Raw genomic sequence first — 14,951 nt, 5'->3', positions numbered from 1 at the left:
TTGGCTTACTTTGTCAGCTCAAAACTATCGTCTAAAAAGTCGTGGATCATCGCGCCCTTTGTGCTATCCAGCCTTATGGATAGCCAGTTGTTTTTATTCATATGATAAGCAGTGAAGATATTTTTACCATTTGGCAATAGTTTTGTAAGCTCTGGTTCGCATTTGATATTTAGCACTTCTATGATTTCTTCAGAGTCAAGTCCTAGTTTAGAGGCATTTATATCTATGAGAAGTGCAAACCATTTTTCATTGCTTTTGTGTCTGAAAACAGCGAAATTTGGATAAGTTTTCCAAGGAAAATCTGGAGTGATTTTAAATTTGGTATGGATATGTTTTAGAAGCTCTTCTCTAGTCATAAATGGCTAGAGTCCAGCATTTGCTATGGCCTCAGCTTGGTGATGAGCGATGAGTGGATCGATAATCTCATCAAATAGTCCAGCTGCCATAATAGCGTCAAGCCTATAAAGAGTTAAGTTTATGCGGTGGTCGCTTATGCGGTTTTGCGGATAGTTGTAAGTGCGGATTCTACCACTTCTATCGCCAGTTCCGACTTGGTCTTTACGCTCTTTACTCTCTTTTTCTCTACGCTCGCTCTCTTGCATATCATAAAGTCTAGCTTTTAAGACTTTGATAGCGGCGTCTTTGTTTTTGTGCTGACTTTTGCCATCTTGATTGACGACTACAAGTCCTGTTGGGATGTGTGTGACACGAACGGCGCTATCTGTGGTATTAACTGACTGTCCGCCATGTCCGCTACTTCTCATGACATCGATTTTAAGGTCGTTTGGATTTATTTCTATCTCACTATCTTCGACTTCAGGCATGATAGCAACTGTGATAGCTGAGGTATGAACTCTGCCTTGAGACTCAGTTTCTGGGACTCTTTGGACTCTGTGAGTTCCACCTTCAAATTTAAGTCTTGAATAAGCTCCATCGCCTTTTATCAGAAGTATTAGCTCTTTGTATCCGCCAGCACTTCCTTCGCTTGAGCTTACTATTTCATATTTGTAGCCGCGTTGCTCAGTGTATCTGATATAAGCAGTTGCAAGGTCACCTACAAACAAGGCAGCTTCATCTCCGCCAGTTCCAGCTCTAAGCTCCAAATATATATTTTTCTCATCATTTGGATCTTTTGGTAGAAGTAAGACTTTTATCTCTTCTTCAAGCTCTGGCAATGCGACTTCAAGGTTTTTTAACTCCTCTTTAGCCAAATCTCCAAGCTCTGGATCTTCTAAAAGTGCTTTATTCTCTTCTATATCATTTAAAATTTGCAAATACTTATGAGTCGCATCTTTGATGGGTTCAATATTTCTTTGTTCTTTTGAGAGCTTAGTCATGCGAGAAATATCGCTGATGACTGAGGGATCGCTAAGCAAACTATTTAGCTCATTATAGCGATCGATGAATGGTTGTAGTTTGTCTGCTAACATTAATTATTATGCAGCGATAGTATTAACTAATTTTGCTAAACGGCTAACTTTTCTTGATGCAGTTTCTTTTTTCAAGAAACCTTTGCTAACAAAGCTATGTAGGTTTTTGTTTGCATCTTTAAGTGCTACTAATGCAGTTTCTTTGTCGCCATTTGCTACTGCAACTCTTACCGCTTTAGTTATGTTTTTAAGTCTTGTGCGGTAAAATCTATTTCTCTCAGTTCTTTTTATAGTTTGTCTTGCTCTTTTTTCAGCAGATTTGTGGTTTGCCATAACTTACCTTTTTTATAATTTTAGTCGGCAATTATATCTAAAAGATTATTAAATGGATCTGAATTTAAGTCAAATTTAATCATCTATTCTGTTTTTTATGTAAATAATATAGGCTTATGGATAAATTTAATATTATTTTAGATAAAATGCGATCAAATTTAACTAAAAAGAAGGCAAATATGAAACTCTTTGGAACTGATGGAGTGCGTGGAAAAGCTGGAGAAAAACTAGATGCGATGATGGCTATGCGTTTAGCTATGGCTGCTGGAATTTATTTTAGAAAAAACTCAATCACAAATAAAATACTCGTCGGAAAAGACACTAGAAAAAGTGGCTATATGATAGAAACTGCCATAGTTGCAGGACTTACTGCTGTTGGGTATAATGTAATCCAAATCGGACCTATGCCAACCCCGGCCGTGGCGTTTTTGACTGAAGATATGAGGTGCGATGCTGGTATCATGATAAGTGCGAGCCACAATCCGTTTTATGATAATGGTATTAAATTTTTTGACGGATTTGGTAATAAGCTAAGCGTGGAAGTCGAAAAAGCCATAGAAGATATTTATTTTAACGATGAGATTATCAACCAAAACCAAAAAACTGGACTTGAAATAGGTCAGTCAAAACGCATTGATGACGTGATTGGCAGATATATCGTGCATATCAAAAACTCATTTCCAAATAAGCTAACTCTAAAAGGTTTAAGAGTGGTCTTGGACGTGGCAAACGGCGCTGTTTATAAGGTCGCTCCGACTGTATTTAGCGAGCTTGGAGCTGAGACAATCGTGCTAAATGACACGCCAAATGGTGGGAATATAAACTCAAATTGTGGTGCCTTGCATCCTGAAAATTTAGCCAAAGAGGTCAAGCATCTAAGAGCTGATATAGGATTTGCATTTGATGGCGACGCTGATAGGCTTGTGGTGGTTGATGAAGATGGCAAAGTGATCGATGGCGACGCGCTTCTTGGCGTGCTTGCAAGCTATCTAAACGAAAACAAAATGCTAGCCAAAAAAGAGATAGTAGCAACCGTGATGAGCAACGCTGCTCTTGATGATTATCTCTCAAAACACGGTATAAACTTGCTTCGCTCAAATGTAGGAGATAAATTTGTCCTTGAAATGATGAAAGAAAATGGAGCAAATTTCGGCGGTGAGCAAAGTGGTCATATCGTATTTAGCGACTTTGCAAAAACTGGAGATGGCTTAGTTTCGGCTCTTCAAGTAAGTGCTTGCTTGCTAGCAAAAAAGAAAAAAGCTAGCGAGATATTTGGCTGTATCAAACCATATCCACAAAAACTACTGAATTTAAAGATAGTGGAGAAAAAACCACTTGAAGAGATAAAAGGCTTAAAAGAGCTAGAAAGTGAGCTTAAAAAACAAGGCATAAGAACGTTATTTAGGTATTCTGGTACAGAAAATGTCATCAGACTTTTGCTTGAGGGCAAAGATGAAAATCTAGTAAGCAAAAAGATGAGCGAAGTTGAAAAATTCTTCACAAAAGCGTTAAATGAGTAGGGTAATTTTTAAATTTTTAGCCTATTTTACGGCTATTTTTGCCATTGATCAAGCGATAAAATGGGTATTTTTGCACGGTTTTAGATATAAAGGCGAATTTATTGATTTGGTTTTAGTTTATAACAAAGGCGTGGCGTTTTCGATGTTTGCGTTTTTGGGTGCAAATTTGAAGTATATCCAACTTGGGCTTATTGCTTTGCTTTTTGGCTATCTTTTTGGTCAAAAGGAGCTTTTAAAGACGCACACGGTGGCATTTGGAATGCTTATTGGGGCGGGTTGTTCGAATATCCTTGACCGCTTCGTGCATGGCGGGGTTGTGGATTATATATTTTGGCATAAATGGTTTGATTTTGCTGTGTTTAATTTCGCAGATGTGATGATCGATGTGGCTATTGTCATCATCATTATTCAAAGTTTCATTAGGAAGAAATGATGCAAAGAAATATTTATATAGCTTATGCTTTATGGTTTTTTCTAGGTGGATTTGGGGCTCACAGGATTTATTGTGGTAAATTTTTTAGTGGGATTTTGCAACTTTTACTTTTTTGGATTGGAAGTATAACTGCTGTGTTTTTGGTGGGATATTTTTTCTTGGCTATTTGGGGAATTTGGTGGCTTGTGGATATATTTTTGACTTCAAAAATGGTCTATGAGGTCAATGATCTAAATGGTTTTGAAAAATCGCTAAACCAAACTCAGAGGCTAAAAAACGTGGAAAAACTCTATGAACTATACAAAAATGGAGCTATAAGCAAAGAGGAATTCGAGCAAAGAAAAGCTGAAATTTTAAAATAATATAAAATATTTATATTTGTTGGATAGACTTATCAAGAAATTTTATTTAGGAGTAACAAAATGGGTTATGAGACTTATTTGTGGATTAAATGGCTGCATTATTTAGCTTTTATATCTTGGATGGCGATGCTTTTTTATCAGCCAAGACTTTATGTATATCACGCTGAACACATGGAAAACAAGGGCTTTACTGATGTTGTAAAAATCCAAGAAAGTAAACTTTATCACGGTATTGGCTGGATAGCTATGGGCGTGACACTTTTGACAGGTCTTGCGATAATACTGTTTTCAAAACCAGAGCTTATGAAGGCTGGATACTTCCACATCAAGCTACTTTGTGTGGTTATTTTGATAGCTTATCACTTTAGTTTGGGGCATTATTTAAAATTATTTAAAGAAAATCGCTGTTTTAAAAGCGGTAAATTTTTTAGAATGTATAACGAAGTGCCGACAATCATAATGTTTGTAATTATATTTGCGATGATAATAAAAGCGAATTTAATGTAATAAATTTGGGTATTTTTACCCAAATTTAAGTAATTTTTTGTATAATTTCACTTCTTTTGGTCCTATAGCTCAGTTGGTAGAGCACCACCTTGACATGGTGGGGGTCACTGGTTCGAGTCCAGTTAGGGCCACCATTTATTATTCTTTCACTCTCAAAGTAGCTTCAATATCGCCATTTCCTAGAAATTTTATAAACTCAGCTTTGCTTATTTGACCATTTTTTAGCTCATCAATTACGCCAAGTCTTGTGAAGTTCCAGCTGTTTTGGTCGTAGTAAATCACAAAACGGCTTCCTTGATAAAGTATCACGTCTCCTGCGTCCGTGCTGATAGGCTCATCGTTTCTTGGCAATGAAAACGGTAGATTTCCAACCTTTTCAAAATTTGAAAAGTCGCTCATTTTAAGCGTGAGCGGAGAGTTTTTTAGCTGTTTTACAAGCTCACTAGCTGGTGAATTATCAGTCAAGCTTACGCTAAACTCACTCTGCATTCCACTGCTATTTTTCACGCTTAGCGCGATTTTTTCACCTGCCATTAAATTTGCTCCAATCATCAGCAAAAGGATAAATTTAAACGCTCTCATCAAAACGTCTTTGGATCTATGACAAATCTATATCTGGCCTCTTTATTTACCACTTTTTTCCAAGCTGCATTTATCTCATCTGCTTTGATGATCTCTATTTCTGGATAAATTTTGTTTTTAGCGCAATAATCCACCATTTCTTGGGTTTCTTTCATATCGCCTATGAGTGAAGCGTTGAAGTTTACCTTTGTGGCTGCTAGAGCTAGAGTTTGGATTTTTTGACTGAAATTTACAGGCATTCCCACGACTGTGAAGTTGCCAAAAGGCTTAACCATAGCGATGTAAGGCATCATATCAAACTCATAAGGAATGGTTGAAATAACATAATCAAATTTAGCCCTAAATTTAGCCAAATCATCTGGTGAGCTTACGACAACAGCTGCCGCGCCCCAGCTTTGTATGTCTTTTACCTTGCTTGGAGTTGTGGTGAAGGCTGTGACATTCGCGCCTTTGCTTAGAGCGATTTTGACTGCTAAATGTCCTAAGCCGCCGATCCCAGCTACGCCGACATTATCGCCTTTTTTGATTTGGTATTTCATGAGTGGAGAGTAGGTTGTGATACCAGCACACATGAGTGGAGCTGCGTGATTAAAGTCGATATCGTCTGGTAAATGCACGGCAAAATGCTCATGAACGACGAAATAATCGCTATATCCGCCTTGACTTATGCCAGTTGGCTCTGCTTTGTAGCTTTGACCATAGGTAAAAACAGTGTTTGCGTCGTATTGCTCTGATTTGCCTTGCAAGCTTGGGACGTCTACGTTATCGACCATGCAGCCCACTCCTACTCTATCGCCTACTTTAAATTTAGTAACCTTTGAGCCGACCTCAGTCACGACTCCGACTATCTCATGACCTGGCACTTGTGGATAAGTTTGTTTGCCCCAGTGACCAAGCTCTGTGTGAATATCGCTATGACAGATACTTGTGGCTTTCACTTCAAATAAAATGTCGTTTTCTCTCACGGCTCTTCTTTGAAATTTCCAAGGTTTTAGCTCCCCACTCTCATCAAAAGCTGCGTAACCCTTGCAAGTGATTGTGCTTTTTCCTGCTGCGCCAAATAGTGAAGTCCCAGCGGCTAGTGCCACTCCTGCTATTGCTGTCTTTTTCATAAATTCTCTTCTTTGCATGTATATTCCTTGCAATAAATTGATAAGAAATTATACAAATTTAAGCCAAATTTGAGTTAGAATAAAACTCCATAAGTTTTGCCTAATTCTACAAATTTTACTAAATTTAGCGTACCAAATTTGTTAAATAAAAAGCTATGCCAAACTTTAATAATACTAAAATTCAGTTTAACTTAAAATACAATTAGATAAAATCTTGTATTTTGTTCTTTCGATGTATGAAAGAGCTATAGGTAGAAAAGAGGAAATTAATGAGCGATGTAATTGCGTATAAAGTAAATGGTGTAGTAGTTGATACTCAAAGCTACGATGGAAACGGTGGCGAAGAGATATTATTTGATAATTCAAAAGAGGCTTTAGATGTCATAAGACACTCTTGTGCTCACTTGATGGCTGCAGCGATAAAAGAGCTGTATCCTAATGCTAAGTTTTTTGTAGGCCCTGCGATAGAAGATGGATTTTATTATGATATGAGGGTTATGGGAAATGGCGGCGAGAAGCTTGGCGAGGCTGATTTAGAGCTGATCGAAAAGAAAATGAAAGAGCTAGCTTTGGCTAAAACTGATATAGTCAAGCTTAACTCTACAAAAGCTGAAGTTGCTGCAAAATACGCTAGCGACGACCTTAAACAAGAGGTTTTAAAACGCATTCCAGATGGCGTAGTAAGCCTTTATTCTCAAGGAAATTTTGAAGATATTTGCCGTGGACCACACGTGCCAAATACGATTTTTACAAGATTTTTTAAGCTTACTAGAATAGCTGGAGCTTATCTTGGTGGTGATGAAAACCGCGAAATGCTAACAAGGATTTATGGCACAGCTTACGCTGATAAAGAGAGCCTAAAAGAGCATATTCGTATCATTGAAGAAGCTAAAAAACGCGACCACAGAAAACTTGGCGCTGAGATGAAGTTTTTCACTTTTGATGACGATATCGGCGTGGGACTTCCTATTTGGCTGCCAAATGGAGCAAGATTAAGAAGCAAGCTAGAGCATAAACTATACAAAACTCACAGATTAAGAGGATACGAGCCAGTTCGTGGTCCTGAAATCCTAAAAAGTGATGCTTGGAAGATCAGCGGTCACTATGCAAACTACAAAGAAAATATGTATTTTACTGTGATTGACGAGCAAGAATACGGCATCAAGCCGATGAACTGTGTCGGACATATCAAAGTCTATCAAAGCGACATAAGAAGCTACCGTGATTTGCCACTTAAATTTTTTGAGTATGGCGTAGTTCATAGACATGAAAAAAGCGGAGTTTTACACGGTCTTTTTAGAGTTCGTGAATTTACTCAAGATGACGCGCATATCTTTTGTATGCCAAGCCAAATCAAAGAAAATGTGTATGAAATTTTAAGCTTTGTTGATACTTTGATGAGTGCATTTGGCTTTAGCTATGAGATGGAAATCTCAACAAAACCAGCAAAGGCAGTTGGCGATGATGAGGTATGGGAGATAGCGACAAAAGCACTTAAAGATGCTCTTGATGAAAAAGGGCTGAAATACGGCATAGACGAGGGCGGCGGTGCATTTTATGGACCAAAAATCGATATAAAAATCACAGACGCATTAAAAAGAAAATGGCAATGTGGAACTATCCAAGTCGATTTTAACCTACCAAAACGTTTTGATCTTGGCTATATAGATGAAAATAACGAAAGAAAACAACCAGTTATGCTTCACCGTGCTATAATGGGAAGTTTTGAGCGTTTCATTGGTATCTTGCTTGAGCATACTGCTGGTGAGTTGCCGTTTTGGATCGCACCTACTCAAGTAGTGATTATACCGATCGCTGATGAGCATTTAGCTTATGCTAAAGAGGTTCATTCTCTGCTTTTAGAGCTTGGTGTAGATAGTGAAATTTCAAGTAAAAATGAAACATTAAATAAAAAAATAAGAACAGCAGAAAAACAAAGAGTTCCGATGATAATCGTGCTTGGAGATAATGAGGTTGCTTCTAGAGGTGTAGCGCTTCGTGATAGACGTGCTAGAGAACAAAAGGATATGAATTTAGACGAATTCTTATCGTTTATCAAAGTTAAATTAAATGAGGTGAATATTTGAGCAAAGAAAAAGATGTGTATCTAAACGAAGAAATTCGTGCTAGTGAAGTAAGATGTGTCGGCGATGAAGGCACAGTATATGGTGTTTTGAGTAGAGATGAAGCACAAGAAATAGCAAACAAAATGGGTCTAGATCTTGTGCTAATAGCTCCAGATGCTAAACCGCCAGTTTGTAAGATTATGGATTATGGCAAATTCCGCTATCAACAAGAAAAAAAGCAAAAAGAAGCGAAGAAAAAGCAAAAAGTTATCGAAGTAAAAGAGATAAAACTCTCTATCAAGATAGCTCAAAATGACATAAATTACAAGATAAAGCACGCACAAGAATTTCTTGACGAGGGCAAACACGTTAAATTTAGAGTATTCCTAAAAGGTAGAGAGATGGCGGCTCCAGAAGCTGGTGTCGTGATGCTTGAGAAGATTTGGGAACTTATAAAAGACTTTGCAGAAAGAGACAAAGCACCGAATTTAGAAGGTCGCTATGTCAATATGCTTGTAACTCCAAAAAAAGCTTAACAGAAAGTCTGCGATTAATTTCGCAGGCTAAACTCATACCAAAAAATCTATTTTATTAAATTTATTTTTCAGATGTCATTGAGAAGTGGATTTATTAACCTGTACGCAAGTGTAGCAACTTTTTTACAAATAAATTTAATCTTTTTCTCTTAAGGGACAGGGGAAAACTCTAAATTTGCATCCAAACAGTTTTCCCCTATCCCTTAAACCCCCAACCCCTTTCCCAGTTGGGGCTAACGCCTGTCTATTTAATGCAAATTCACTGCGTGAATTTGAGAGATTACCACAAATACTTCAGCAATCAAATTTAGAAGATAAATCATCTTCTAAATCTATAAATATTAAATGATTGTCAGTTATTACAACCTCCACTCAATCCCTACATTACCACTCACACCTTCTTTCTTACCGCTTAATCCTTTGATTCCTAGATCAAGAGTAAGTCTATCACTATTTGTAAGTGGTTTTAGTTTGATACCAGCTTCAATGCTCCCACTACTTCCTTGCATATCAGTAGGATCTATCTCATAGTTATAGCTTAGGTTATATCCTTTTTGTTTAGCATCAAACTCATATTCATAAGCTGCCCCAGTATATAAAGTAGTACTCTCTTTAATCTCATAATTATATCTAGCTCCAAGCTTAGCTATAAAAGAGTTAAATGTATCAAGCCTAAATTTATCATTAGTACTCATATCTACACTATCACTTCCTACTCTAGTATAATATAGCTTTGTATAGATATCTAAATTTGATCTATTATCAAGTTCTATTATATTACCCACTCCAAGAGATAATCCATAATAAGCTCTTTTAGAATCAAAGCTAGCACTTATCTTATTGCTACTATCTCCAAAATCATCACTTTTAAAATCACTCTTAACTTGACCAAATTTAATACTATTATCTATATAGAAGTTATTTACTAGATTAGTCTTACTCATAAGACCAAACCCGAAGTATGAGTTATCTCCACTTCCTTTTATATCTCCACTATCAAAGCTATTAAAGCTATCATACTTACCATATCCAGCTTCAAAGAATGCTGAGTATATAAAGCTATCATTTACCTTTGTGCTTATTCCTGTTATTAGATTAGCTCCTCTTACATCTACATGAGAGCCTGAGTTTAGTCTAGTATCATATCCTTTAGATACTGCAAATATCTCAGGTATTCCATCAGACTTTTCATCAAGAAGAATATTATCAATAATATCATAGTTTAGCATACCTATTATTGCGATACTGCTTTCTAAGATTGCTTTTTGCTTAGGGTTTGCATAGCTTGGCATTGGAGTTGGTGGAGGTGGGGCACTTGTTATGCTTACTACTAGTTTATTTACTTTGTTTTCAGAGTTTGTCTTTGAATCAAGACTAAAGGAATATGCATTACTTATGCCTTGATATATGGTTCCTTTATGTAAGGCTCTTTGATTATCAATGTTATCTATATAATTATCTAAAGTAGGCAATAATAGTTCACCATTTGGTTTATCTATAAGAGTTATCTCATCTCCAGCATTTAATACTGGGCTATCTCCACTCATAACTCCAACACCTATATGATAAATAGAATAACTTATATTTGTTTGACCTGTATCAGTAAGAGTTAAAATAGTATCATTGGCAACTACATTGCTTGGTAAATAGAAGTTTATGTATTGAAAGTTTTTTATATCTTTTACTACTATATCTTTAGTTTTTAGGTTTAGGGTGTTTTCAGCGATATCATTTTGAAAAGATGAAGTGCCTCCTATAAATCCACCATACAATATAGTATTTGCTCCAAAGGTTGGACTGCCTAAGATGTTTACGGTGTTCCCAACGGCTGAAGTATAACCTGCAGACCCACCATAAACATCGCCTTCTATAGTGCCACCAGATATGTTTACAATGTTGTCATTTGCATAATGCACACTGTAACTGCCATAAACATTACCACTTATAATTCCATTGGATATATTTATAGTGTTACTATCTGCTCTAAATCTACCGTTACCGCCATAAACATTACCACTTATAATTCCATTAGATATATTTACAATATTATTATTAGCTGTATTAGCAGATCCACCATAGATATGACTATACATAACCCCGCCGTATATATTTACAATATTTGATTTTGCTTCATTGCCAGCAGACCCACCATAAACATTGCCTTTTATAATGCCACCAGATATGTTTATAATATTATCAGTAGATGTACTAGCAGATCCACCATAAATAGTACCTATATTTCCATTGTAGATATTTACTATGTTTTCTGTTGCTAGCCCTAACTTACTTGAAGCAGTATTTCCTCCATAGATATATCTATTTATACTTCCACCGTAAATATTAACAGTATTTTTAGTAGCTAAAGATTGGCTATATCCACCATTAAGATCAACTTTTATAGTTCCATCATACATATTTACTGTGTTTGAAGTAACTGAACTTGTATTACTATTGCCGTATCCACCAAAGATAGAATAAGTTACAGTCCCATTATACATATTTAGCGTATTTGAATTGACTGAATCTAGATTGCTTAATCCCCCAAAGATATAATCTAGTTGTGTTGTTGTAGTTGTGCTATATATATTTACAGTATTATCTGTAGGGCTGCTATTGCTTGGTGCTATACCCATTATATTAGAACTACTATTGTAAAGTGAGATTTTTTTGGGTGTTGTTAGTGTAGATGGGTTATACCCCCCCCCCACATTATCAGGATCATAGGTCAGGATTTCTCCAGCTAATACATTTATAGCTATTAAGCTACTAGCTAGAGTAAATTTAATAGATGAATTTAGCACATCCATATCTCCTTTTTAATACTATTGTAGATTAAATATCGGTTAAATTATGAGATTATATATAAATAATTATATGATTTATATAAATTTATGCGATTATTATTAAATTTGACTTATTTTTCTAATCTTATACCTTGAGATTTTCTCAAGGTATAAGATTGTGCGTTAAAACTTCTTCTTCTTAACTTCACTAACAATAATATCAGCTATCTTTTCTACTTCAGTAGTTACTCTATTGCTATTGCTAGCTATATCAACATTTTGTTTGGTTAGTTCATCTACACTTACTACAGCTTGATTGATTTGATTTATAGCTTCAGTTTGTTCACCTATGCTTTGGCTCATCTCATTTATGCTTTGGCTTAGGATATTTACATTAGCTTCTATCTCGCCAAGAGATTTTTGAGTTCTTTCAGCTAGTTTTCTAACTTCATCAGCAACTACTGCAAATCCTCTACCATGCTCTCCAGCACGTGCTGCTTCAATAGCTGCATTTAGAGCTAGAAGATTTGTTTGATCTGCTATATCTCTTATTATAGTAATGATGTTTTTAATGTCTTCACTTTGTTTGATTACTTCACTAGCTCTTTCATTTATAGAGTTCATAGAGCTACTCATCTCTTCAACAGCTGCTGCACTTTCTTGAAGTGATTCTGCTTGAGATTTAGCTCCTTCATTTAGTGAGCTTACATAAGTTTTTAGATCATTTGCTTTTTCTTGTAAGTTATTTGCTTGAGCTAGATTATCTCTTAGCATATTTGTTATTTGACTACCTAGTAGATTAGTTACCTTTTCTACTTCGCCATTAGCATCAGATATACTAGAAGTAAAATCTAGATTTTTAAAATCATCAAATGTTTTTTGGATAACATTTATATCTTTACCAATCTTAGCTTGTAATACATCAAGCATATTATTAAGTACATCTCTTAGTTGTCTAAGACCTGGAGAGTATGGAGTATTTATTATTCTTACACTAAGGTTTCCACTCTCTACCTCTTTAGCTCTAGTTAAAGACTCATTTACAGCTTTATCATCTTGATCAAGAGCAGATTTAACATTTGCAATGTTTTCATTAATAAGCTTAGATATGATACCAAACTCATCATTAGTCTTTATCTCTATTACTTTAGGATTGTCATTCTTGTGGTGGAGGAAGTCGAAGAAGTCAGTAAGACCATCAACTATTGTATGAAGAGGTTTTAGAGAATTTTTTATTAAAAACCACACAGTAAATGCTGAAAAAATAAGGAATATAACAACCAAGATTATTTGTTTTTCTAAAATTTTATCTGTTTGTTTGTCAAAGTAGTTTGAGTCCATAACTGTACAAACTAACCAATTATTGTAGCCAGTTTGTTGGCATCTGCTTATTTTTTGTGAGCCATCTTCATAGGCATATGATACTCTGCCAAATTTATCGAAATCTTTAGCTTGAAGTTTTTGTAGCAGCTCTTTTGTGAAATTTGGAGTTTTGCCTATAAATTTTGAATCTGCATCTACTAGGATTTTGCCTTCGTTGTTCATGATTAAGATATAGCCGTCATCGACTTTGCCAATTTCGATTATATCTTTGCTGAGTTCAACTGTAGAGAAGTCGCCTGATACTACGCCGACCATTTTGTTGTTTACATAAAGTGGTTTTGCTATCGTAATAGTATATTCGCCTGTGCTGTTTGATACGTATGGATCTGTTATGATTGTCTTGTTTTGTTTGACTGCTTCTTGATACCATCCACGTTTTCTTGGGTCATAGTTCGCATCTGGGTATCTTGTCCTACCGTCTGAGTAATAAACAACGCCGTTGTCACTCATACCTAGATAAAGAAGCGCAAATCCACTTGTTTCTTTAGCTATTTTTAGCATATTTAAGATATTGTCATCTTGCAAATCGCTTTTTGCTATCAAATTTACTAGATTTTCTATCTCTTCAATGCTTGTGCCTATATTTTCTTTTAAAATAGTTTGAGTAGCATTTATAGCCTTTGTTCTTTCAACATTTAGTAACTCCAAAGAGTTATCTCTAGCGTCTGAGTAGTTAATGTATGTTAAGATAACAAAAAGTATTGCAAATAATGCTACAACGCTGGCAGTTACCTTTGCCGCTATGCTTTTACTTAGAATCATTTTATATCCTTAAATATAGAATTTATCGCCGATTTTAACTAATTTATTGAAAAATTAAGCTTAAAGTTAGTATAAATATTTGATTTTTAATTAAATTTGAATAAAAGAATTATAAGTAGATAATATATGTATTATTTTATAATAAAATAGAAATATTGGAGTTAGAAACGTGCTAACTCCAAGTAACTTATCAGACTGGTAAAACTCTGATATTTGGGCTTAAATTTTCTTGTAAGATGTTTTCTATAGCATAAAGTGTGCCAGTAGCCCCACTCGCACATCCACTACAAGCCCCAAGATATCTGATATATACGTCTATTTTGCCGCTTTCATCGTCTTTTTTGATATCGAGGATTTCCATATTTCCACCATCCATGACAAGCATTGGACGTATGTGTTCATCAATGACAGCTTCTATGGCTTTTAGTTGTTTGACGACTGTTAGCTCTTCAAAGCTTAAATCACTCTCAAGTCCACTTCCGCTGACCTTAGCATTTGCGACTGCTTGCATACGTTCAGCTTCCATCTCAGCTCTTGTTTCAGCCAAGATATCGACTAGATAATACTCTTTTTTCTCATGTCCGCCAGGTTTGATACAGCTTTTACAAAATGCTCCTGCTTTTGTGTATTGAGTGATCTCTTCGACTGTTTTTAGGTCGTTTAGACGGATTACTTCTTTTATCGTGCCAAGACTTACTCTAGCACATTCGCACACGATAATCTCATCTTCAAAATGCTCAGGATCCACGCCTTTATAGCTTGCAGCAGCTGCTTTGATAACATCATAAGCCATAACTGAGCAGTGCATTTTTTGTGGTGGCACGGCTGGAGTTTCTGGAGTGTCACGCATAGCTTTTTCTACATCTATGTTTGTGATTTTGACCGCCTCGTCTACTGTTTTGCCTTTGCAAAGTTCAGCCATATAATCACTACTAGCTATGGCAGTACCACAACCAAAGCTCTTAAATTTAGCGTCTTTGATGATTTCTGTGCCGTTTTCTACAGCCCAGTATAGCCTAACTGCGTCGCCACAACTCTCAGCACCGTGATCTGCGATGATGAGAGTGCAGCCCATAGCCTCAGCTTGCTCTTCTGTGATTTCGCCCATATTTTTTGGGTGATTCATCGCATCTTGAACCTTTTGTGAATACTCATCCCAAATATTTCCACTGATTAAATTTCCCTTAGCCATTGTTTTATCC

The 14,951-nt window shown here is 36.0% G+C and carries 13 protein-coding genes, 1 tRNA gene and 2 pseudogenes; 7 read left to right on the top strand and 9 right to left on the bottom strand.

What is annotated here, in order from left to right; genetic code table 11:
* Positions 1–5: 5 nt before the first annotated feature.
* Genes CIG1485E_RS08040 through rpsT form a run of 3 tightly spaced genes read right to left on the bottom strand, consistent with a single transcriptional unit; the run spans position 6 to position 1,703 of the window.
* Positions 6–356 (bottom strand): MmcQ/YjbR family DNA-binding protein, encoded by a 351-nt coding sequence (locus CIG1485E_RS08040; RefSeq protein WP_038455281.1) that lies wholly within the window; start codon positions 354–356, stop codon positions 6–8.
* A gap of 6 nt (positions 357–362) precedes the next feature.
* Positions 363–1,430: a peptide chain release factor 1 gene (gene prfA, locus CIG1485E_RS08035; protein WP_038455279.1), complete on the bottom strand. Its 1,068-nt coding sequence runs from the start codon at positions 1,428–1,430 to the stop codon at positions 363–365.
* Positions 1,431–1,436: 6 nt separating this feature from the next.
* Positions 1,437–1,703, bottom strand: coding sequence for a 30S ribosomal protein S20 (gene rpsT, locus CIG1485E_RS08030; protein ID WP_038455277.1), 267 nt, complete (start codon positions 1,701–1,703; stop codon positions 1,437–1,439).
* Between the two features lie 179 nt (positions 1,704–1,882).
* Between rpsT and glmM the strand changes: the two genes are divergently transcribed.
* The 5 genes from glmM to CIG1485E_RS08005 all read left to right on the top strand — a co-directional run bounded on the left by glmM (position 1,883) and on the right by CIG1485E_RS08005 (position 4,659).
* Positions 1,883–3,223 (top strand): phosphoglucosamine mutase, encoded by a 1,341-nt coding sequence (gene glmM / locus CIG1485E_RS08025; RefSeq protein WP_038455275.1) that lies wholly within the window; start codon positions 1,883–1,885, stop codon positions 3,221–3,223.
* The gene (gene lspA, locus CIG1485E_RS08020) at positions 3,216–3,656 is read left to right on the top strand and encodes a signal peptidase II (protein ID WP_038455273.1); all 441 of its coding nucleotides are present in this window, start codon (positions 3,216–3,218) and stop codon (positions 3,654–3,656) included. Before glmM ends, lspA begins: the two co-directional genes overlap by 8 nt.
* A complete protein-coding gene (locus CIG1485E_RS08015) occupies positions 3,656–4,018 on the top strand; it encodes an NINE protein (RefSeq protein ID WP_038455271.1) in 363 nt (120 codons plus the stop codon). Before lspA ends, CIG1485E_RS08015 begins: the two co-directional genes overlap by 1 nt.
* A gap of 60 nt (positions 4,019–4,078) precedes the next feature.
* Positions 4,079–4,525 (top strand): CopD family protein, encoded by a 447-nt coding sequence (locus CIG1485E_RS08010; protein WP_038455270.1) that lies wholly within the window; start codon positions 4,079–4,081, stop codon positions 4,523–4,525.
* A 58-nt stretch (positions 4,526–4,583) separates the two neighbouring features.
* Positions 4,584–4,659 (top strand) — tRNA-Val (locus CIG1485E_RS08005).
* A gap of 4 nt (positions 4,660–4,663) precedes the next feature.
* Here the strand turns inward: CIG1485E_RS08005 and CIG1485E_RS08000 are convergent.
* Positions 4,664–5,107: a cyclophilin-like fold protein gene (locus tag CIG1485E_RS08000; RefSeq protein WP_200876032.1), complete on the bottom strand. Its 444-nt coding sequence runs from the start codon at positions 5,105–5,107 to the stop codon at positions 4,664–4,666.
* Positions 5,107–6,237 (bottom strand): NAD(P)-dependent alcohol dehydrogenase, encoded by a 1,131-nt coding sequence (locus CIG1485E_RS07995; RefSeq protein WP_038455268.1) that lies wholly within the window; start codon positions 6,235–6,237, stop codon positions 5,107–5,109. The genes CIG1485E_RS08000 and CIG1485E_RS07995 overlap by 1 nt, the downstream gene beginning before the upstream one ends.
* Positions 6,238–6,488: 251 nt before the next feature.
* Here CIG1485E_RS07995 and thrS point away from each other — a divergent pair, with 251 nt between their 5' ends.
* Complete coding sequence (gene thrS / locus CIG1485E_RS07990) at positions 6,489–8,306, top strand: threonine--tRNA ligase (protein WP_038455266.1); 1,818 nt, start codon at positions 6,489–6,491, stop codon at positions 8,304–8,306.
* Positions 8,303–8,821 (top strand): translation initiation factor IF-3, encoded by a 519-nt coding sequence (infC, locus tag CIG1485E_RS07985; RefSeq protein WP_038455264.1) that lies wholly within the window; start codon positions 8,303–8,305, stop codon positions 8,819–8,821. Before thrS ends, infC begins: the two co-directional genes overlap by 4 nt.
* Before the next feature lie 359 nt (positions 8,822–9,180).
* On the opposite strand, the gene CIG1485E_RS07980 is transcribed toward infC, so the two are convergent.
* The 4 genes and pseudogenes from CIG1485E_RS07980 to CIG1485E_RS07970 all read right to left on the bottom strand — a co-directional run bounded on the left by CIG1485E_RS07980 (position 9,181) and on the right by CIG1485E_RS07970 (position 14,941).
* Entirely contained in the window at positions 9,181–11,628 is a 2,448-nt protein-coding gene (locus tag CIG1485E_RS07980; protein WP_038455262.1) for an autotransporter outer membrane beta-barrel domain-containing protein, read from the bottom strand.
* 159 nt (positions 11,629–11,787) lie between these two features.
* Positions 11,788–12,810 (bottom strand): annotated as a pseudogene (locus tag CIG1485E_RS09735) (methyl-accepting chemotaxis protein); the annotation flags it as partial.
* A gap of 282 nt (positions 12,811–13,092) precedes the next feature.
* Positions 13,093–13,749 (bottom strand): annotated as a pseudogene (locus CIG1485E_RS09730) (cache domain-containing protein); the annotation flags it as partial.
* Positions 13,750–13,939: 190 nt separating this feature from the next.
* A complete protein-coding gene (locus tag CIG1485E_RS07970) occupies positions 13,940–14,941 on the bottom strand; it encodes an iron-sulfur cluster assembly scaffold protein NifU (protein ID WP_038455258.1) in 1,002 nt (333 codons plus the stop codon).
* Positions 14,942–14,951: the final 10 nt, after the last annotated feature.

The organism is Campylobacter iguaniorum (assembly GCF_000736415.1).
GTDB lineage: Bacteria > Campylobacterota > Campylobacteria > Campylobacterales > Campylobacteraceae > Campylobacter > Campylobacter iguaniorum.
The sequence above is the reverse complement of the archived record's forward strand: the minus strand, read 5'-3'. Positions and strand labels throughout refer to the sequence as shown.

Coding starts and splice junctions, on each gene's coding strand:
- lspA (WP_038455273.1), top strand. CDS start 3,216: ATGAGTAGGGTAATTTTTAAATTTTTAGCCTATTTTACGGCTATTTTT.
- CIG1485E_RS07970 (WP_038455258.1), bottom strand. CDS start 14,941: ATGGCTAAGGGAAATTTAATCAGTGGAAATATTTGGGATGAGTATTCA.
- CIG1485E_RS08000 (WP_200876032.1), bottom strand. CDS start 5,107: ATGAGAGCGTTTAAATTTATCCTTTTGCTGATGATTGGAGCAAATTTA.
- CIG1485E_RS07995 (WP_038455268.1), bottom strand. CDS start 6,237: ATGCAAAGAAGAGAATTTATGAAAAAGACAGCAATAGCAGGAGTGGCA.
- rpsT (WP_038455277.1), bottom strand. CDS start 1,703: ATGGCAAACCACAAATCTGCTGAAAAAAGAGCAAGACAAACTATAAAA.
- CIG1485E_RS08040 (WP_038455281.1), bottom strand. CDS start 356: ATGACTAGAGAAGAGCTTCTAAAACATATCCATACCAAATTTAAAATC.
- thrS (WP_038455266.1), top strand. CDS start 6,489: ATGAGCGATGTAATTGCGTATAAAGTAAATGGTGTAGTAGTTGATACT.
- CIG1485E_RS07980 (WP_038455262.1), bottom strand. CDS start 11,628: ATGGATGTGCTAAATTCATCTATTAAATTTACTCTAGCTAGTAGCTTA.
- prfA (WP_038455279.1), bottom strand. CDS start 1,430: ATGTTAGCAGACAAACTACAACCATTCATCGATCGCTATAATGAGCTA.
- CIG1485E_RS08015 (WP_038455271.1), top strand. CDS start 3,656: ATGCAAAGAAATATTTATATAGCTTATGCTTTATGGTTTTTTCTAGGT.
- CIG1485E_RS08010 (WP_038455270.1), top strand. CDS start 4,079: ATGGGTTATGAGACTTATTTGTGGATTAAATGGCTGCATTATTTAGCT.
- glmM (WP_038455275.1), top strand. CDS start 1,883: ATGAAACTCTTTGGAACTGATGGAGTGCGTGGAAAAGCTGGAGAAAAA.